The sequence below is a fragment of the Planifilum fulgidum genome, from assembly GCF_900113175.1.
In the GTDB taxonomy this organism is placed as follows: domain Bacteria; phylum Bacillota; class Bacilli; order Thermoactinomycetales; family DSM-44946; genus Planifilum; species Planifilum fulgidum.
In genome coordinates, this window is sequence record NZ_FOOK01000012.1 from 2,771 (window position 1) to 22,054 (window position 19,284).

The following is a 19,284-nucleotide window of genomic DNA, read 5'->3' on the forward strand; positions in this document are numbered from 1 at the left end:
GTTTGTAGGTTACCTATGAGGAATTGAAACAAGGACAGGAGCCTAAATACAGCGTCTGCATCATGGTTTGTAGGTTACCTATGAGGAATTGAAACCTTTTTCCTCTTTACTGTACCATCTTTGGTACAGTAGTTTGTTTGTAGGTTACCTATGAGGAATTGAAACTTTTATAAAACCCTCGGGCGTTCCCAAAAGAAGGATGTTTGTAGGTTACCTATGAGGAATTGAAACTCCTTGGCCTCTTCAAGCCCTTCGGTGACTTCCGCCGTTTGTAGGTTACCTATGAGGAATTGAAACGCGAACCTTTTCCATCGTGAAACCATGCTGGACCATTTCGTTTGTAGGTTACCTATGAGGAATTGAAACTCCTTGGCCTCTTCAAGCCCTTCGGTGACTTCCGCCGTTTGTAGGTTACCTATGAGGAATTGAAACGCGAACCTTTTCCATCGTGAAACCATGCTGGACCATTTCGTTTGTAGGTTACCTATGAGGAATTGAAACAGAGTCCACCATCTCCTGCGCGTGATCGATGGCCTTGTTTGTAGGTTACCTATGAGGAATTGAAACCGGCAGAAAATCGAGCGAATAACTGGAATTAAATTCGTTTGTAGGTTACCTATGAGGAATTGAAACATCCACAACAATTTATTCATAGACCAGAATGCGTCCCGGAGTTTGTAGGTTATCTATGAGGAATTGAAACAGTATTTGGCGGTGGTTGAATTTCAAAGAGAAAGTGGTTTGTAGGTTACCTATGAGGAATTAAAACCTTTCGCCGAACACGTTACACACATTGCACTGGAAAGTTTGTAGGTTACCTATGAGGAATTAAAACAACTTCCCTCTAGTATCAACCCCCGCATAAAGATAAGGTTTGTAGGTTACCTTGAGGAATTGAAATACTTCCTGAGTCTCAGTTGCGGTTCAGAAACGTTTGTAGGTTACCTATGAGAGATTGAAACTAGGCTAAAGCACCAATAGTCGCCGTTTTTTATTTCGGAGGGCTTTATGACGGGAAGCTGCACAGGGCGATGGTTTACGGCATTGACGGGATCATCGTCGAGGTGGAAGTCGACATCCATAACGGCTTGCCCGGGTGGGGTAGTTTACAAGTTCCGCCGGAGATTCGCGAGGGAGAAGAAGCTCGGGATCTGGCAGTGTCCGGGGTACGTGACGGATGAAGGATTCAACAAGGACAAGTGGTGCAAGGATGGAGCCGAAAAGAAGCCGGATGCGGGTTATACTGGACCGTATAACCCTAAAGGCCCCGACCGAGACTGCTCCGACTTCGCGACCCGAGCCGAAGCCCAAGCCTTTTATTAGGCGGCCTGGGGACCGGAACGGAATCTCCACCGCCAAGTCCCGGACAAATAACGGCGCAGCCTGTGAGTCCCTCCCACGAAGGGCTTTTTTATGCCAAAAGCGGTCCATTGCGCAAACGAACAGGGAATATTGAAATTATGGATTGGAGCAACAAGCACACATGAAGGGAGAGGATCAAAATAAAGCACAAAAGAAAGCAATGGTCGTTGGAGGAGCACTGGAAAGCTTTGCGTGAGCAATTTATATTTTTCTTTTGCTTTGGATTAATGTTCTTGGGGGCTTTGATGGTCCCTTCCAGCTTGCGGGAAGGACTGCAGGTTTCTTCGTTTTTCATGGGGTCGATGTTGGTGCTTATTTCGGTGTGGCTGAGTTATGTGGCGTATGTGCAAGGGTGGGCCAAACATTGTATTCGATGGTTTGAGATGCAGGGGAAAAATCCGGGGCGGTTTCTTCTCATCCCCTGGTGGCTGGTGGTGGGGGTGGGTTTGTCCCATTTGTTGGCTTCGCTGTACTCTTTCTATGCGGATCTGGCCACCCCTGCGATTCAGGGCTTGCTGTTTCATGTATACTGCGTGGGCGTATCCGGGACTTTGATTTGGCTGGGGGTGAAGATCAGAGCGATTCAGCACAACCACCGGACGAAAAAGAAAAAAGCGGCTTAGGAGGATGTAGGGGATGTGGAGAATGTGTTGACCGCTTTGATGGTGCTGGGAGCCGCATATTTGGGCCTCCGTGTGTTTTGGTTTTTGCGGGACTTGCGGTGGCGGATCACCGATCCGATCGGGTATTACCGTGCCCGTACCGAAAGCCGGATCGAGCTTCGGCTGTACAATGCACTGGTCAAACGGGGGTATCGGGTGGTCACGCAGTATCCGTGCGGTCCCTATCGGATTGATATCGCTTTACCGGATTACCGCCTTGCGATTGAATGCGACGGGAGAAAGTACCACAGCACGCCGGAGCAGAAGAGACACGATCGGAGGAAGGATCGCTATTTCCGAAAGAACGGCTGGTCAATATACGGGCGAAGGGCAAGCAAATCAACGGTGAGTTACCAAAGGTTATCGCGAGGATTGAATGGAAAATCGAGTCGATGACGTCATAAAAGTTCGAAAAAAGAGCCCCCCAACCGGGTGCCGTTTTGATTCCTCTTCCGCTCCGATGATTTGGGCCAAAGGGATCGTCTTCCGGTCCTCTTCGCTTTGAAGAATCAACCACCGCTTGATCGGGTCGAGCCGAACGACAACCCCGGTGATCCGCTTGGGGCTGTATCGTTCAGCATAGATCAAAGTGATGGCCGCTCTTGCGCCTTGGACCAAGAAATAAGGCGGCTGGTTTTCTCGATCTCGTGCTCTATCAGCTCTGCCGGCTGATACTCTCTCATTTTCTGCCTGCGATCCAAAGATCCAATTTCGGGAAGGATCACCTGATGACCTTCCCATAGCTTGTTTCCGAGATCCAGTGCCACCGCCTCATTTTTATAACACAAACGTATGTTCCTTTAAAGTTTAAATATATTACAGTAGCATACGGGTGAGGGGGTTTGGAGATAAAAAACGCGGCCCATATCTTCAGAGAAATAGATGGAGATCGATATAGACGCGCTTTTGATTTCAACGAACGTCCACATAAACCGGGCGGGGTAATGCTATCTCCAATTCGGCAAGTCGTCGTCAGCGAATCAAAAGATTGCAGCCAAAAAGGTCTCTGGCACAGACAGACCCGCATGTTGCGGCATGCGGTTTTTTGCTTTTTGAAGGGAAGGATTTGCCAATTCCGGGAGCGAATTATACTTTCTTGAACTGATGGTTTTTTTATTTCGGAGGGCTTTATGTACGCGAAGCTGCACAGTGCGACGGTTTACGGCATTGACGGGATCATCGTCGAGGTGGAGGTGGACATCCACAATGGCTTGCCCGCTTTTGACGTAGTTGGATTGCCCGATTCCGCCGTGCGGGAATCCCGCGAACGGGTGCGGTCGGCCATCAAAAACAGCGGCGGCCGGTTTCCCCTCCAGCGGATCACCACCAATTTGGCCCCGGCGGATTTAAAAAAGGAGGGGTCCGGGTTTGACCTGGCCATCGCATTGGGCGTGATGGGGGCCAGCGGCCAGGTTCCCCTGGAACCGGCGAAGGGTCTCCTCCTGCTGGGGGAGTTGGCCTTGGACGGCACGCTCCGCCCGCTGACGGGAGTGCTTCCGATGGTGATCGCGGGGCGGGAGCGGGGAATTCGCCGGGTGATGCTTCCCCGGCAGAATGCTTCCGAGGCCCGGTTGGTCGAGGGGATGGAGGTGCTCGCCGTCGGTTCCCTGCGGGAGGCGGTTCTGGTGCTGCGGGGGGAGACCCGGCCACAGGCTCCGGAGCCGGAAACCGGGGAGGCGGAGGAGCCCGCCCTGGATGACTTCGCCGATGTTCAAGGCCAGTTCCATGTGAAGCGGGCTCTGGAGGTGGCTGCCGCCGGCATGCACAATCTTCTCATGATCGGTCCGCCCGGATCGGGCAAGACGATGCTGGCCAGGCGCATTCCCTCCATCCTGCCCGAGATGACCGACCAGGAATCCCTGGAAGTGACCAAGATTTTCAGCATCGCCGGGCTTTTCGGCGGCCGTGGAAAGCTGATCACCCGGCGTCCCTTTCGCAGCCCCCATCACACCATCTCACAGGCGGGGTTGATCGGGGGCGGCAATATCCCGAAGCCGGGGGAAGTGTCGCTGGCCCACCGGGGAGTGCTGTTTCTCGATGAGATGCCCGAGTTTTCCAAGAGCGCCCTGGAGGTGCTCCGCCAACCCCTGGAGGACGGGGAGGTGACCATTTCCCGCGCCCGGGCGGTGTTCACCTATCCGGCGGAGTTCATGCTGGTCGGTTCGATGAATCCCTGCCCCTGCGGCTTTTTCGGGTGGGAGGAGGATCGGCCCTGCACGTGCACCCCTCTCCAGGTGCAGCGGTACCGGTCCAAAATATCGGGCCCCTTGTTGGACCGCATCGACATCCACGTGGAAGTGCCCCGGGTGGACTTCAAAACCCTCACTTCCACAAAGCCGGGGGAACGTTCCGCGTCGATCCGGGAGCGGGTCAACCGGGCGCGGCGAATCCAGCAAGAACGGTTCAGGGGGAGAGCGAACCCGACCAACAGCGGGATGAAACCGTCGGACATCCGCCGCCATTGTCCCCTGGACGATGCGTCCCGCCGCCTGCTCCGGGCGGCCTTCAACTCCCTCGGACTCAGCGCCCGGGCCCACGACCGCATCCTTAAGGTGGCGCGGACCATTGCCGACCTGGCGGGGGAGGAGAAAATCCGGGAGGAGCACATGGCCGAGGCGATCCAGTATCGGGTGCTGGACCGCAAGTTTTGGGAGTGAAGGTTGCCGGATGTTTCCGGATTCACGCAGCAGATTGAGGGGATTCATTATCACGCGACAATGCATTGTGGGAACCGCGTTCATCTCTTTTCCGAGATGGATGCGGTTCTTTTCATTTTGATAAGGAAGGAGAAGGTCCAAAGGTTGACCCTCTTTGAAACATTGGCGCCGATCCGCAAAAAGCATCCTGTCACCGTTTCGGGCTTGTAACTGTGCCAAGACCCCATGGACGGAATAGTCACTATCGCATCCGTCAGACAGAGGTCAGCCCGAACACTGCCCGACATTGTAGTTCCGCTCAAGTTAAAGACCGGCCAGCGGCCGGTCGGTTGGGAATCGTCCATACTCGGCCGAGATGGGTGATCAAAAATTAGGGGATGTGAAATGGGAACAAAGCATTTGAGGAATGGGGAAGGGGTTTGAAAAGCTATCCGCTTTTGCAATCCTTTGTACCGATTTGCGGGGCAAATTCCTCATGGTTGCGATAAAAGAGGCGCTTCCTGATCGGATGGGGCAGCGGCATCAGAAAAAGCCTGGTCCAAAAACCAGGCTTTTTTTGATCGAGTTTACCAGGAGGATTTTTTGCGCCGCCAGGGCCGGTCTGATGAATGATGGTGCCTGCGTGGGGAGGAGCCGCTGTGGCTGTGGCGGCGGTGGCGGTCGGAAGAGAACCACGGGCGCTTCCGTCTGGAGGAGGAGAAAAACCGGAACAGGCCGCAGTATTTCACCATTTCCAGGTTTTCCGCCAGCGCCTCTTTGTGGGCGGCCGACTGTTGGGCACGGAAAAAGCGACCCACGTCCACCACTTTTACCCGCCCCTCTTGGTCCACCATGATGTTGTTCAGGTGGAGGTCATCGGGGATGATGCCCCGGGCGTAACAGTATTCCACGGCTTCCTCGATCTGATCGTACAGACGGCCCTTCAGCTTTTCGCCCCCCTGAAGGGCTTGCCACAGGGTGGGACCGTTTACTTTGTCCACGATCATCCATCCTTCCTCCCGGTAGTGCACCCGGGGGAAAGAGGCGTGCCCGGAAAGGCGGGACAACAGGAACGCGTCTTTTCTTTCGGCGGCATCCGGCTTGAACACTTTGACCGCATAGTCTTCAAATTCATAAACTTTGCCGTTCAATCCTTCCCCGAGGAGAGGATAGCGGCGATCCATCCCGCCGCTGGCGATGACGGAGCGAAGGTGCTCCACGATGGCCGGATCGATGGTGAAATCCGTTTGAGCCATGCCGGATCCCCTTTCTAGGTTGGAATGGAAGTCCAAGATTCGCTTTCCCGCCGCGGCGATGACGTAAACGTTCAATTGATGTTCTTTTCTACATACCCAGGCAAGGATGCGGAGATAATAACCAAGTGTTGGATAACGGGGGGTTATTTTCCATGAGGTTATTCCGGAGAAGGGGCCGTTCCGCCCGATCGTCGGAAACCGTCGATTTTTCGCTGACGGGTCATTTGGAGCGCGATCTGAGAAATCTGGAGCAACTGTTTTCTTCCCACGACTTGACGATTCGCCGCATTTCGGGGAAAGCGGAGCTGGCGGTCGCTTTTTTGTCCAGCCTTTGCAATCAGGATATCCTGGAGCGGGATGTGATTGCGCCGCTGAACAGGGAGGCGGCGGAACGGGGATTGGCCCGGGAGGATCTCCTCCGGTGCATTCACACGGGGGATGTCCGGCGGATCTTGGACGAGACTGAGCTGTTGGAACTGTTATTGGACGGTTTTGCCGTCATCTTGATGGACGGTCGGCGCGAAGCCCTGGCCGCGTGCGTCGAAGATATGAAACGCCGGGATATCTCCAAGCCGATCACGGAAGTGGTGATCCGCGGTTCCCATGAAGCCTTCAATGAATCGATCATTGATTCGATCAGTCTGATCCGGCGAAGATTGGCCACGGAACGCTTTCGGATCGAAATGATAAAAGTGGGCAAAGTCGCCAAGAGCCGGATCGCATTTTGTTATATCGACGGGATTGCCCGGCCCGAATTGGTGGAGGAAGTGCGCCGGCGGATTCAAAGGATTGAAAAATTCATCTTTGATTCGGGAAATCTGGAGCAGCTTATTGCGGATCACCCTTTGACCCCGTTTCCGCAGCTATATTATACGGAGCGCCCGGACAAGGTCGTGGCCAGCCTGTTGGAGGGTCGGGTCATTCTTCTCACCGACGGCTCCCCCTATGCCTTGATCGCGCCCACGACGCTGTTCGATCTGCTGCATCCGTCGGAAGACTATTATTTTCACTTCCTTCCGGCTTCGGCCATCCGGATCGTCCGCTATATTTCCGCCTTTTTCGCCCTGTTTTTGCCGTCCATTTACGTCGTGATCGTGATGTACCGTCCGGAGCTCATTCCCACGGAGCTGTTTTTTCGGTTGATTGCCCAGCGGGAAGGGGTACCCCTTCCCACGGTGTTGGAGATTTTTCTGATGGAAGTGTCCTTCGAACTGATGCGGGAGGCGGGCATCCGCCTGCCTCCGCCGGCGGGACAGGCGGTCAGCATTGTCGGGGCTTTGATCGTGGGCGAAGCAATGATTAATGCCGGGCTGGTCGCGCCGGTGACGGTGATCGTTACGGCCACGACCGGCCTTTCCTCCTTCACGATTTCGGCCTTCCATCTGTCCTACGGATTGCGCGTCCTTCGCTTTCTGATCCTGCTTTTTGCCGCCTTTATCGGGATTTTCGGGTTGATCATCGCAACGTTTTTGATCCTGTTGCACCTTTTATCCCTGAAATCCTTCGGGTTTCCCTATCTGTCACCGGTTGTTCCCGGTCGCTCAGGTGACTGGCGCGATGTGTTCATTCGTTTTCCGATGCCCTTCGTTCAGCGCCAACCGGTTTTCTTGAAAAACAAACCCCTTCTCGGCAGGCGGAGGAGGCGATGATGTGCGGTATCCGTGGTGGATGGCTCTGTTTTTGATCCTCATGCTGACAAGCGGGTGCTGGTCGGCGAGGGACATCAAGCAACTTTCGATCGTCAGCGGTGCGGCCGTCGATCCCGGGAAACAGGCACCTTACCGCCTGACGATTCAGTTCGCCGATCCCACGGCAATGGTTCGTCAACAGGAACGCCCCCATCCCTATTACGTCAAACAGGCGGAGGGGTATTCCGTTCTCGATGCCGTTCGCAACATCAGCCGGAGGGATTCCCGGCGAAGACTTTGGTCCCACATGGAGATGCTCCTGATCAACGAGAAGTTGGTACGGCGGGAGAACCTGTTTCGTTTGCTCGATGTCGCCCAACGCTATCACGAAATGCGGCGGGACATCGTCGTCGCGCTGGTGTCCGGAACCGACGCGGCCCGATTCTTGGAGCGAAAAGTGGAGCCTCCCCTATTGGGGGGATTCGTCTTGAGGAGGATCAATCAGGAATCCTATGAATCCGGTGAGGCGCTCCTGACGACGATGTTTGATTTGTTGCTCGTCAAATACGGAGAGGTAAAGGATATGCTGCTGGTGGAGGCGAGGGAGACGGAGGGGGATGTTTCCTTTAACGGGGCCGCCGTGCTGAAGGACGGGAGAAAGGTGGGCCGCGTGGATTTTCCGGAGATCCGGGGTTATCTTTTGATCAAAAATCTGTTGAAGAGCGGAACGGACATCATCCGAACCAAACGGGGAAGTGTCACGGTATGGTTGGAAGGCGGGAAGATCAAAACGAAAGTGACTTCGCTCCGGCCTCTCACGTTCACGATAAAAGGCATGGTGAAGGGGCATATCCAGGAAATCAACTCGTCGGAGGATTTCAGCCGGATTTCCTCCCTCCGGAGATTGGAGCGGCGGGTTGCCCGTGAGGTGACCGGCGAAATCCGGAGGAGTCTGCGGACATCCCAACGGTTTCGGGCGGATTATTGCCAATTGGGGAATCTGTTGGCTCAGTATCATCCATCTTACTGGAAAAAGGTGAAGGAACATTGGAGCGACCGGATTTGGCCGCAGGCGAAATTCCGTATTGAAATCCACGTGCGATTGCTCCACAGCGGCAGGGAAAATCCGAAAGGAAGATGACGATGTATGAAATCGCCCTATCCATCGCATTTATTCTCATTGCCATCGGGGAATGGAGAATGGATCCTTTCCCCAAACCCTTCCGGCTGCGGCTGGGGTATGCTCTGCTGTACGGGATGGATGTCGTGCTTGTTTTACTGCGATTTTGGGACCTTCCGCTGCCCAATTTCAACCAACTGATGATTTGGTTGATGGATCCTGTGGCACGTCCCTTGTTTGATTGGTTGAAAGGGGGAGAGGTGTGAGATCGTCCGCATCTGCACCGAGCGCAAGGGATCGATTGATGACTCCGGTCCAAGCCCAGGCCGTGATGTTTCTCTTTATCCTGGGAACAGCCATCCTGAATGTTCCCGTCATCATCACCGCTCTGGCCAAACAGGGCGCCTGGTTGTCCGTCCTCCTTGCCGCCCTGGTCGGTTGGCTTGCTCCCTTGATGGTGTTTACCTTGTGTCAAAAGCATCAAGGGCGATCCCTGATAGAGGTGTGCCTGTCCGTCCTGGGACCTTATGCGGGAGCCCTGTTGGGGGCCGGATATGTGCTTTACGCGGTTCATCTCGGGGTTCTCGTCGCCAATGATGTGGGCATGTTCGAGACGATGATGCTGCAGCCGGAGACGCCCCTGTGGGCGTTTCACCTCCTGCTTCTGCTCGTCGCCGTCTGCGCCTATCGCTTGGGCCCCGAAGTCCTCGGCCGATTCAGCCAAATGTTGCTCCTCATTGTCATCGTGGTGATTGCGTTGACCTTTCTGTTGCTGATCGGAAAGCTCCACCCCGAAAACCTCCTCCCGGTCCTGGGCGGAGGATGGAGGCGGATTGTTGCCGGAGCGTATCCCGCCGTCGGGTTCCCTTTCCTGGAGACGGTCATCGTGACCGGGTGGATTCTTCCTCGGGTGGAGGAAACCGCCCGTTTTCTCCTGAGGATGGCCGTGGCATATTTTCTGGGAACGGGATTTCTGGTGCTGGTCATGCTGTTCACCCTGATGGTTTTCGGAGCCGAATGGACCGCCCATCTCACTTATCCATTGTACGCCTTGGCGCAACAAGCGGGGATCTCGGATGTCATTGAGCGCATTGAAGCCCTGACACTGATCGCCTGGATCGCGTGCGTGCAGATCAAGTTAATCGTCTGCTTTGCTTTCGCTCTGGATGGACTCCGAACGCTGTTGCGCCTTCCCGACGCACGCCTGTTTTCCATCCCGTTGGCGGTCGCCATGATTATATTTGCCGAAACCATTGTCCCCAGCGAGGTCCATCTCACCGAGAGCGTGAACATCTACTGGACGCCCTATTCCTCCTTGTTCGGGGTGTTCGTGCCGCTTCTCCTGCTGGTCGTCACCTGGATCCGGGGAATGGGAAAAAAGAGGAGGAAAGCGTCCCTTTAATCCGTTTTTTCCGGAATTGAACAAGGGAGAAGCTTACAGGTTTCGGGGGGGAACCCCTGCAGATTTTTTGCGGAAACTGCACGCCCCCTGCGGGCGCAGGGGGCGAAACCGGCTTACTCTTAGCTTTGTCCGCTGAGATCAGAGTCACGCTCTTTCAGTGCGAAATCGGAGCGGAGCAGGCCCATCACCAGCACGTCGTGATACCGCCCGTTCCGATACAATTCCTCCCGCAGAATCCCCTCCACCTGGAAACCGCATTTTTGGTAAGCGCGGATCGCCCGTCGGTTGAAGGCGAAAACCGTCAGCTTGATTTTTCGGAGATTCATCTGCTGGAAGGCGAAGTCAGCCAGGACGCGGATGGCGTCGGTTCCGTATCCCTTTCCCTGATAGGGCTTTCCGATGGAGATGCCGATCCGGGCGAAGCGGTGGTGCCAGTTGATGTCGAAGAGGGCCAGGGAACCGATGAATTCCCCGTCCAGGGTTTCCACCGCAAGCAGAAAGGCATTCTCCTTTGAACCCAGGGTTTCCGGCAGAGACCGGAGCTTCTCCGGTTGGGGCGGGAAGGGGATTGCGTCATCCATCAGCAGGCGGGTTTCCAAATCGCTTTCCCATTCGACAAACCGGTCGGTGTCTTCTTCCCTGAAGGCGCGCAATCGCGTTTTTTCGCCGGTGAACAATCGTTTTTGCCTCCTTTACGACGCGGAAAATTCCGGCGGGACGACACTTTTGCGGCAATGGGCGGCATCACTGGGCGTTCCTCCCTAAAATGTTGGACTGAGAGGATGATACGAAAAACTGATAAAATGCGTCAAGGGCTCGGCAGGCAACGGGTTTCAGGGGGTTCGGCAGTGTGCGTGGAAAGGGTCAAACATGCGGACCAGCTTCCCGCGCCGCGGTCCGCGGCCGCTCCGGCCGTTCCGGATTCCGATTTGCTCTCCCTCCCGCTGTCCTCTTCGCGAAGGGGTTCTGCACCGCAACAGGAGAAAGGCCGTCACTCCGCTTCGATGGAAAAGCGGTGGCAAACCTCCCTTGTCCCTTCCCGGGAAAAGGTGCGTTCGATGAAGGTGACATCCCCTTTTGCGCGGATGATCAAGACGGAGGAGGAACGCGTGCCGTAGCCGGGCATCCGGATAAACGCGGGGGAGAGGAGACGTTCCATTTCCAACCCGACGCCGGTGTCCGGCAGCTGCTCGTCAGGGGCAGGTTCCTCATCCGCCAACAGTTCAAAGAGGAGGGAGGGGTCCGGATTCCGAAGGCAGGCCGTCAGGCGTTCCCGTCCTTTGACCACCTTGGGCCAGGGGGTGTCCAGAAGAGCGTTGCTGAGCCCGTGGATTCCGGGTTCGACGGGGGAAATTTTGTCGTTTTGGTTGGAGTAGTGCCACAGTTCCCAGGGAGTGCCGACCAGCAGATTGAAGCCGGGGTAGGATGTGCGCTGTTTTGACAGCTTTTCCAGATAGATTCGGGGGGGAATCTCCGACGTCAGATAATCCCGCACGAGCAGGCCGCGGGATTTTTTGTTTTTCACGGAAGCGAAAGGGTCGCGGAAATTGGTGAGGGCGGCGAACCGTCCCCTGCGGGTGATGCCCATCCACGTCCCCCCTTTGACCCGATCGCGCCCGGCCAGCACGTCGGGATGATCCTCCCAGAATCGGGCCGGTTCCGTCGGCCGGTCCAAGTATTCGTCCCGGTTGGCGGCTACGACCAAGGGGTAATCCGGGTGGGCTTGGAAGGCGAAAAGGATAAGACACATGACTGCACACCTCTCGGTGAAAGTAACACTTTTGGGCGACGGGATGAATAGGATAGTGCGGAATGGGTGAAAGCCGAGTCTGTCTGTATTGTACACCATGAGACAGCGTTCGAGCGGAAAGGTTTATCGATCATTATTTTAATATTTTGAATGAAAGCGGGGATCTGCCATGACACTGACCGCAGCCCACGGGATCTATGCGGGGGTGACGCTGGCGATTATCGGCGCCATGCTGTTTCGCCGGGGAGTGGTCCTCCCCGCCCTGCTCGGAACCTTGCTGGTCGCCTGGGTGCACGAGAAAAGCTTTGCGGGCGGATTGCAGGCGATTTTCAAGGCCAATATGGTGGCTGCCAAGGAACTGTTCGGCATTTTCCTCATCATCACCTTCATGGTGGCCCTTCTCCGCTCCCTCAACGATTTGGGGGCGGATCGGCGGATGGTTGTCCCCATCGGCAAAATGATGGTGAACGGACATGTGGCGTTTTTGATTCTGGCGGGAGCGACCTATATTCTCTCCCTGTTTTTCTGGCCCACTCCCGCGGTTCCCCTGGTGTGCGCCCTGCTGGTGCCTCCGGCGGTTCGCGCCGGGCTTCCGAAGATGGGGGCGGCTGTGGCCATCGCCCTCGCCGGACAAGGGATGGCCCTGTCCTCCGATTATGTGATGCAGGTGGCTCCGATGTTGAGCGCTAGGGCCGCGGGCGTCCCGGCGTCGGAGGTGGCGGATAAGGCGATGATGCTGTCCCTCATCACCGGCGTGGTGTCCATCGGTCTGGCCTACCTGACCTTGTTTTCCAAGATACGGCGCTCCGATGACCCCTGCAATGAGCGGGAATGGGAGTCCGTCGTCAGCGTTCAGGAAAAGGGGGAAGAGGGCCCCCGGCAGGCGCGTCCCCCGGGCCGGTGGGCCGGCGTGTTTGCCCTGTTGGTTCCGCTTTCCCTCTTCGGCATTGTGGCCGTCATGATCCGCTCTAAATTGGACGGCGGAAGCGGCCTGGAGGGGGAGGACGGGGCCGCTTTTGTCGGTGGCGTGGGGGCCCTTTTGCTGATTTTGGCCACGTTGGCGCATTGGAAAGGCCGGGCGCTGGATCGGATTGCCGACCATTTGGTGGAAGGATTGATCTTTGCCGTCAAAGCGATGGGACCCGTCATTCCCATTGCCGGCTTTTTCTTTCTGGGGAACGGGGAATTTTCCGGACAGATCCTGTCCGATCCGGAGCGCGCGCCCGCCTTCCTCTTTGATCTGATAAACAGCGCGCAATCGCTCATACCGGACAACCGCTTTCTGGCCGGCTTCGGTTTGTTGATCGTCGGCATGATGACCGGGTTGGACGGCTCGGGATTTTCCGGCCTGCCTCTGACCGGCGGACTGGCCGGAGCGATGGCGGGTGCTTCCGGGACGGATCCCGCCATGTTGGCTGCCATCGGCCAAATGGGAGCGATCTGGAGCGGGGGAGGGACCGTCATCGCCTGGTCTTCGCTGGTGGCGGTGGCAGGATTGACGGGGGTGTCCACCGTCGAACTGGTGAGAAAAAATTTCTTCCCCGTGCTTTTCGGTCTGATCCTATCCACAGGAACGGCCATTCTCATCGGAGGATAAGGGGAAAAGGCAGGTGGCTTGAATGCGGCGGGTGGCCGCGGCGGGACAAAATCCTGAAGATAAATTTTTTTTGGTGAAGAGGAAAAAGGGATTGATTCGGGAGGAAAGTTGAATAAAATGGTTTTTGGGACCAAGATCAAAGGCTTTCAGATAAAGGAACCGGGAGGAATGGATCCTCCCGGTATAAAATTTATATAAAGGAGAAAAAAATGAGGTGGTATTATTCGGGCGGGTTTCCCCATTTTGAAAGGGCGGGAATCCCGCCCGATGATCAAGCCGCGCTTCGCCGCATGAGAAGACCGATCAGGAGAAGTCCGGCGCCGAGCAGGGCATGGGTCGGGTGATCCGTTCCGGTATTCGGCAGCCGGCCTCCGCTGTTGCCGGATTTGGATTGTTCCAGGGTGCTTCCCGGATTGGAATCGTCTTCCGGGGATTTTTTCTCCCCGACGGAGTCCTTTGTCCGGTCCGCTTTTTTGCAGGGGGCGGATGCCCAAATTCCCTTTTCCAGCGTTTTGGCGTGATCTTCAAAAACCCGGTATTGTTCCGCGTATTTGCCGTTGCCCGGATTGGCGGCAACCTTTGCCAGTCCCTCGTTGAGAAGGGCCTGCTGTACGGATTTCCCGTTCGCGTAGACATATGCCAAAAGGCGGCCGTCCCCGTCTCGTTCCGGATTTCCCAATTCCAGCCGGACGGTTTTTCCGAGCACCAACTTTCTGACCAGAGCGGCGGCTTCCGGTGCGCAGGAACCCGTCGGAACCTCGATCTGCAGGAGGCGGACCATCTCCCGCCGGCCATCAGGCAGGTTGATCTCGATGGTGGCTCCGTCGATCACCCGAACCGCTTCGCCCTCCAGCTGGGTGGGGGAGGGAAGCTGCTGGGTGGGCGGTTCCTGGCCGATCGGCGGTTGATCGGAAGCGCGTTCCCGCTCTGCATTTTCCCCCGCCGCGTGGACATGCGGTTGGAGGGACAGGACCAGGATCAATGCGAGGGCCAAGGATCGGAACGTTCGCAAGGAAATCCTCCCTTCTGCCGTGGTTTGCCGGATCGCTTTCATTTCTATGATACTATTTCAGTTTATAGATTTCACGATGATTTTATCGATTTTTACTAAATTCTTGACGGATTTGGCCGGGAAAGAGGATGTTCCGCTTTTCCCGGTCTTACTTTATTTGAATCGAATTAAAGGATCCCTCCGCTTGTTGCGGGAGGCGATCCGGTGGTGGAGAAACGGCCCCATGCTTGTGGATGAAAGAGAAGCGGCCGCTTTTTTTGTCACATGGATAATGATAAGTGTTGAGGATGGTCATGGCCGCCGGAAGCGGAATTTTCTTTCTTTTCCCGACTTAACAGCCAAAAGATTTTTTCGCCCCTAGGATGACATTGTCATACATGCCGGCGGAGGCGCATCGGGAAAAAGCGCCTTTCATGAAGAGAGGGGATAGGTTGTGGCGGCAGCGGCGGCATATTGTCTCGTGGATGAATGGTATCGCCGGCGGTTGAAAAATAAGTTCTAACCCGGCTCCTCCGGACTTAGGAGCCGGGTTTTTGATTCAACGCAGATCACCAAGACGAGTTCGCATCAGGATATGATGACAGTGCCGCTCTTCGGTCGGCTTATTGATTCCGCGCCGACCGGACTATACAGCCGATGCGGCCGCTGTTGAAGCGATGATATGTTATTGCGCCCGGTAGATTGTTTGAAATCCTGCACCGATCCCGCGCAGTTTCTTTTTTATTCGACCACCCGCAGTTCTTTGGGGAATTTGGTCAGGATTTCGCAGCCATCCCGGGTGATGACCACGTCATCCTCGATTCGCACGCCGCCCTTGCCGGGGATGTATATGCCGGGTTCGACGGTGAAGGTCATCCCTTCCCGGAGCGTCTGGTCGTTGGAGGCGCTCATGGAGGGAAATTCGTGGACCTCCAGGCCCAGGCCGTGACCGACGCGGTGGGGGAACCGGTCCCCGTATCCGGCGGCGGTGATCACCTTCCGGGCGGCCTGGTCGACTTCGCTGATGGGGATGCCGGGGGAGCAGCGCCCGAGGGCGGCCTGCTGGGCTCTTAAAACCGTTTCGTAGATTTGCCGGCACTGATCGTCGATTTGCCGGTATGCCACGGTCCGGGTGATGTCGGAACAATACCCGTCCACAATGACACCGAGGTCGAACAGCACCAGGTCCCCGGGAGACAGCTTGCGGCTTCCGGGGGTGCCGTGGGGGAGGGCCGTATTTTCACCGAACAGGACGGTGGTGGAGAAGGACATTCCCTGCACCCCTTTTTTCTTCAGCTCGTATTCGATTTCGGCGACGATTTCGATCTCCGTGCACCCCTCCCGCAAGGCGTCGATGCCGATTTCCACCCCATAGTCGGCCAGCCGGGCCGCCTTGGCGAGACGGCGGATTTCCTCCTCGTCCTTGATGGCGCGAAGTTCGTACATCTTCTCCTCGACGGAGACCAGGGTTGCATCGGGATTCAGCGCGAGGAGCCGTTCGGCCCGCCCGAAGGTCAGGTGTTCCTTCTCCACGGCGATCGTGCCTGCCGCCCGGTTCCATCTTTCCCGGATGCGGTCCCAGGGGTCTTCCGCGTCGCCGTAACCCAGGACTTCCCCTTTCCAGCCCGCCTCCTTGGCCCGCTGCACTTCCAACAGGGGACAGATCAGGAAGGGTTCCTCCTCGGCTGGAACGAACAGGGCCAAAAGGCGTTCGTGGGGATCGCAGTGGAAGCGGGTCAGATACAAGATGTTGGCCGGGGAAGTGAGCAAGGCGAGGTCAATGCCCTGATCCTTCATCCAACGGGAGAGTTCCTTGATTTTTTGGTTCATGTTTCCGCCCCTTTCCCGAGGTTCTCTTACTCAATGTATCAAAAAACGGGGGAAAGGACGATCCCCGGGGGATGCGGACCGGCCGTCGGGCCGGAACCCGGAGGCGTCGGCCTTGCCGGTTCTGACCGGGCGCTTCGGGTGTGTATATTAAAACCGGGAGGGGAAGGAGATGGAAAAGGACCGGGATGGTTTCCGGCAAAACCGGGGGGATTGGGCCGGGGGAACGTGCGCTTCGGAAACCCAAAGGGCGCGGAAGGGGTCCGCCTTGGAGGTGTTGAAAGTGGCCGTCCGGTTGGGGCTGACGTCCTTCGGCGGCCCCGTCGCCCATTTGGGGTATTATCGGGAGGAATGCGTGATCCGGAGAAAATGGCTGGATGAAAAGACGTATGCGGACCTAGTGGCCTTGTGTCAGATGCTTCCGGGACCGGCGAGCAGTCAGGTGGGGATGGCCATCGGTCTGATCCGGGCGGGATTTCCGGGAGCATTGGCTTTCTGGACGGGATTCACCTTGCCTTCCGCCCTGGCGCTGATGGCGTTTGCTTGCGCCTTGCAGGGAATCCAGATCAAAGGGACGGGTTGGGTTCACGGATTGTTGGTCGTCGCGGTGGCGGTGGTCGCCCGGGCTGTTTGGGGCATGGCCCGGGGGCTGGCTTCGGATCGCCTCCGGGGGACGATCGCCGTTTTGTCGGCCGTCGTCGCGGTGCTTTGGCAATCGGCGCTGAGTCAGGTGCTGATCATCGCCTCCGCGGGGGTGTTCGGTTGGATCCTTTTGCCCAAAGGTCCCGGCCGGGAAGCCTCTCCGCTGAGGATTCCTTTTTCCCGGAGGGCCGCGTGGATCGCCTGGGGGCTGTTTTTCGGGCTGCTCTTTCTTCTTCCGTTGTGGCGCGAAGTCGCCTCGAGCCGATGGCCGGCGATTTTGGACAGCTTTTACCGGACGGGTTCGCTGGTGTTTGGCGGCGGCCACGTGGTTCTTCCGCTCCTGGAGGCGGAAGTGGTGTCGCCCGGGTGGATGACTCCCGACCAGTTTCTCGCCGGGTACGGGGCGGCTCAGGCCGTGCCGGGGCCCCTCTTCACCTTTGCCGCCTACCTGGGGATGCTGATCGGCGGGTGGCCGGGGGCGCTGTTGGCGACGGTGTCCATCTTTTTTCCCTCCTTTTTGTTGATTGTCGGGACACTCCCCTTTTGGGACCGGATCCGCACGCGACCGGAGTTTCAAAGGGCCCTGGACGGGATCCATGCGGCGGTGGTGGGAATATTGTCGGCGGCCCTTTATGATCCCCTGTGGACCGAAGCAATTCGGACTCCGTGGGATTTCAGTTTGGCGCTGATGGCTTTCGCCTTGCTGATGATTTGGAAAGTGCCGCCCTGGGCGGTCGTCCTTCTGTGCGCGGCGGGAGGGGCACTCCTGTATCTCTGCGGATAGATCCAGCTGCGGCATTGCGGAAGGAGTTTTTTCGTTGGTCATCCAAGTATGATATCCGGCGGGAATTTTTCGTCTTTTGAAGGGAATGGATGAATGGGCAATGATTCTCGGGACTCATGCGGAAATTGATCAAGGATTCGGTTGGTGGTGAGCCGATGAGGGAACTTCTTGACATGGACGCCTCCGCCCTGGCTGAAAAAATCCGGTCGGGAGAGATCACGTCCGCCGAAGCCGTCGAAGGGTATATCCGGCACATCGAGCGGGTCAATCCCCACATCCGGGCGATGATCGAACCCCGGTTTGATGAGGCCAGGCAGGAGGCGGAAGAACGGGATCGGTTGCTCAGGGAGGGAAAGGCGAAGGGCAGGTTGTGGGGCGTCCCCATCAGCATGAAGGAAGCCTTTTATGTCAAGGGGATGCACACCACCGGCGGCCTGCCCCGCCGCAGGGAGGCGGTGGACCGGGAAGACGCGGAGATCGTGAGGCGGTTGAAACAAGAAGGTGCCGTTATTCTGGGCAAGACCAACACCCCCGCCCTGTGTTATTGCCAGGAGACGGAAAATACGCTGTTCGGCCGAACCAACAACCCCTGGGATCTGAGCCGCACCGCCGGCGGCTCCAGCGGCGGGGAAGGGGCCCTGATGGCGGTGGGAGGCGCTGCGGTGGGAATCGGTTCCGACATCGGCGGATCAATCCGATTTCCCGCCCATTTCAACGGGGTGATCGGTTTTAAGTCGGGCAACCGCCGGGTTTCCCCCGCCGGGGCGTTTCCGGAGGTGAAGGAGCCCCATCAGGTTTCCATGTTTGGAATCGGCGCCCTTGCCAAATCGGTGAGGGATGCGGAACTTGTCAATGACATTCTTGCCCTCCAGAAGCCCTCCCCGGTGGATGCCGGAGCCTTTCAGCTGGTGGTTCCCCCTCCTCATCCCGACGCGCCGGTGGGGGAGGAGACGGCGGAGTATTTGGATGCGGTCCGCCGGGAGTTTGCCGCCGGTTCCCGCCATGCGGAGCATCCTCCCCACTTTGAGCGGGCGACCCGGATGTGGCAATGGATCATGTCCCACGACGGAGGGGAGGAACTGGTCCGGCTGTGCGGGGAGAAGGGCTTTTCCGGCGTTTTTCTGGAGTATTTGAAGGCGCGCCTGACGGGAAGGTCGGAGCTGCATCCCTATCTGACCTGGGCCCTGCTGGGCACACGGCTTTTCCGTCCCTCCGCTAAGGAGTGGATGCGCATGTCGGAAGAGCTCCGCGGCGGGGAGCGGGAGGTGGCGGCGTTTTTGCGAAACCGCGTGCTGGTTCTTCCGGTGTACCACTGCGCCGCCCCGGAACACGGAAAGGTGTATGCGGAGCTTTTCTCCATTCGCCAAACCTTTCTCCGGTATCTTCCGTATGTCGCCTATGCCAACACCTTCGGATTGCCTTCCCTGACCGTTCCCGTGGGGACCGACCGGTCCGGGATGCCGATCGGCCTCCAGCTCATCACCGCCGTCGGCCAGGAGGCCGCCCTTTTTCAGTGGGGGCGCCGGGTGGAATCCGCCTTCCGGGGGTATGTGCGCTGCACGAAATACGATGCCGAGAGCGGCGACGAACCCGGAGGGGGATCTTGACAACCGCCTGCGATCGGGGA

Annotated in this window: 15 protein-coding genes and 1 CRISPR repeat array; of the genes, 10 read left to right on the top strand and 5 right to left on the bottom strand. The window is 57.2% G+C overall.

The window, feature by feature from the left end:
* Positions 1–835: a CRISPR direct-repeat array (repeat unit 30 nt; unit sequence GTTTGTAGGTTACCTATGAGGAATTGAAAC).
* A gap of 835 nt (positions 836–1,670) precedes the next feature.
* From BM063_RS08275 to BM063_RS08290, 3 genes are all read left to right on the top strand, one after another.
* Positions 1,671–1,985 carry a hypothetical protein gene (locus BM063_RS08275; protein WP_143085284.1) on the top strand — a complete coding sequence of 105 codons (315 nt, stop codon included), beginning with the start codon at positions 1,671–1,673 and terminating at the stop codon, positions 1,983–1,985.
* Positions 1,986–2,000: 15 nt separating this feature from the next.
* On the top strand, positions 2,001–2,420 hold the full coding sequence (locus tag BM063_RS08280; RefSeq protein ID WP_245752180.1) for a DUF559 domain-containing protein: 420 nt from the start codon (positions 2,001–2,003) through the stop codon (positions 2,418–2,420).
* 734 nt (positions 2,421–3,154) lie between these two features.
* Positions 3,155–4,681 (top strand): YifB family Mg chelatase-like AAA ATPase, encoded by a 1,527-nt coding sequence (locus BM063_RS08290; protein WP_092037833.1) that lies wholly within the window; start codon positions 3,155–3,157, stop codon positions 4,679–4,681.
* A 566-nt stretch (positions 4,682–5,247) separates the two neighbouring features.
* On the opposite strand, the gene BM063_RS08300 is transcribed toward BM063_RS08290, so the two are convergent.
* Positions 5,248–5,916 (bottom strand): protein kinase domain-containing protein, encoded by a 669-nt coding sequence (locus tag BM063_RS08300; protein WP_143085286.1) that lies wholly within the window; start codon positions 5,914–5,916, stop codon positions 5,248–5,250.
* 152 nt (positions 5,917–6,068) lie between these two features.
* Here BM063_RS08300 and BM063_RS08305 point away from each other — a divergent pair, with 152 nt between their 5' ends.
* Genes BM063_RS08305 through BM063_RS08320 form a run of 4 tightly spaced genes read left to right on the top strand, consistent with a single transcriptional unit; the run spans position 6,069 to position 10,066 of the window.
* Entirely contained in the window at positions 6,069–7,565 is a 1,497-nt protein-coding gene (locus BM063_RS08305) for a spore germination protein (protein WP_092037839.1), read from the top strand.
* 1 nt (position 7,566) lies between these two features.
* Positions 7,567–8,685: a Ger(x)C family spore germination protein gene (locus BM063_RS08310; RefSeq protein WP_092037841.1), complete on the top strand. Its 1,119-nt coding sequence runs from the start codon at positions 7,567–7,569 to the stop codon at positions 8,683–8,685.
* Positions 8,686–8,687: 2 nt separating this feature from the next.
* Positions 8,688–8,930 carry a hypothetical protein gene (locus BM063_RS08315; RefSeq protein ID WP_092037843.1) on the top strand — a complete coding sequence of 81 codons (243 nt, stop codon included), beginning with the start codon at positions 8,688–8,690 and terminating at the stop codon, positions 8,928–8,930.
* Positions 8,931–8,968: 38 nt separating this feature from the next.
* Entirely contained in the window at positions 8,969–10,066 is a 1,098-nt protein-coding gene (locus BM063_RS08320) for a GerAB/ArcD/ProY family transporter (RefSeq protein ID WP_092037845.1), read from the top strand.
* Between the two features lie 119 nt (positions 10,067–10,185).
* Here the strand turns inward: BM063_RS08320 and BM063_RS08325 are convergent, their stop codons facing one another.
* Positions 10,186–10,743 (bottom strand): GNAT family N-acetyltransferase, encoded by a 558-nt coding sequence (locus tag BM063_RS08325; RefSeq protein ID WP_092037847.1) that lies wholly within the window; start codon positions 10,741–10,743, stop codon positions 10,186–10,188.
* Positions 10,744–11,057: 314 nt separating this feature from the next.
* A complete protein-coding gene (locus tag BM063_RS08330) occupies positions 11,058–11,816 on the bottom strand; it encodes an NRDE family protein (protein WP_092037849.1) in 759 nt (252 codons plus the stop codon).
* A gap of 169 nt (positions 11,817–11,985) precedes the next feature.
* Here BM063_RS08330 and BM063_RS08335 point away from each other — a divergent pair, with 169 nt between their 5' ends.
* Positions 11,986–13,413: a hypothetical protein gene (locus BM063_RS08335; protein WP_092037851.1), complete on the top strand. Its 1,428-nt coding sequence runs from the start codon at positions 11,986–11,988 to the stop codon at positions 13,411–13,413.
* Between the two features lie 271 nt (positions 13,414–13,684).
* Here BM063_RS08335 and BM063_RS08340 read toward each other — a convergent pair whose 3' ends face one another.
* The gene (locus BM063_RS08340; RefSeq protein ID WP_177199055.1) at positions 13,685–14,425 is read right to left on the bottom strand and encodes a thermonuclease family protein; all 741 of its coding nucleotides are present in this window, start codon (positions 14,423–14,425) and stop codon (positions 13,685–13,687) included.
* 720 nt (positions 14,426–15,145) lie between these two features.
* Positions 15,146–16,234 (bottom strand): M24 family metallopeptidase, encoded by a 1,089-nt coding sequence (locus tag BM063_RS08345; RefSeq protein WP_092037855.1) that lies wholly within the window; start codon positions 16,232–16,234, stop codon positions 15,146–15,148.
* A gap of 169 nt (positions 16,235–16,403) precedes the next feature.
* Here BM063_RS08345 and BM063_RS08350 point away from each other — a divergent pair, with 169 nt between their 5' ends.
* Together BM063_RS08350 and BM063_RS08355 are read left to right on the top strand one after the other, a co-directional pair.
* Entirely contained in the window at positions 16,404–17,657 is a 1,254-nt protein-coding gene (locus BM063_RS08350; RefSeq protein ID WP_092037857.1) for a chromate transporter, read from the top strand.
* A gap of 155 nt (positions 17,658–17,812) precedes the next feature.
* Complete coding sequence (locus BM063_RS08355) at positions 17,813–19,264, top strand: amidase (protein WP_245752181.1); 1,452 nt, start codon at positions 17,813–17,815, stop codon at positions 19,262–19,264.
* Positions 19,265–19,284 lie beyond the last annotated feature (20 nt).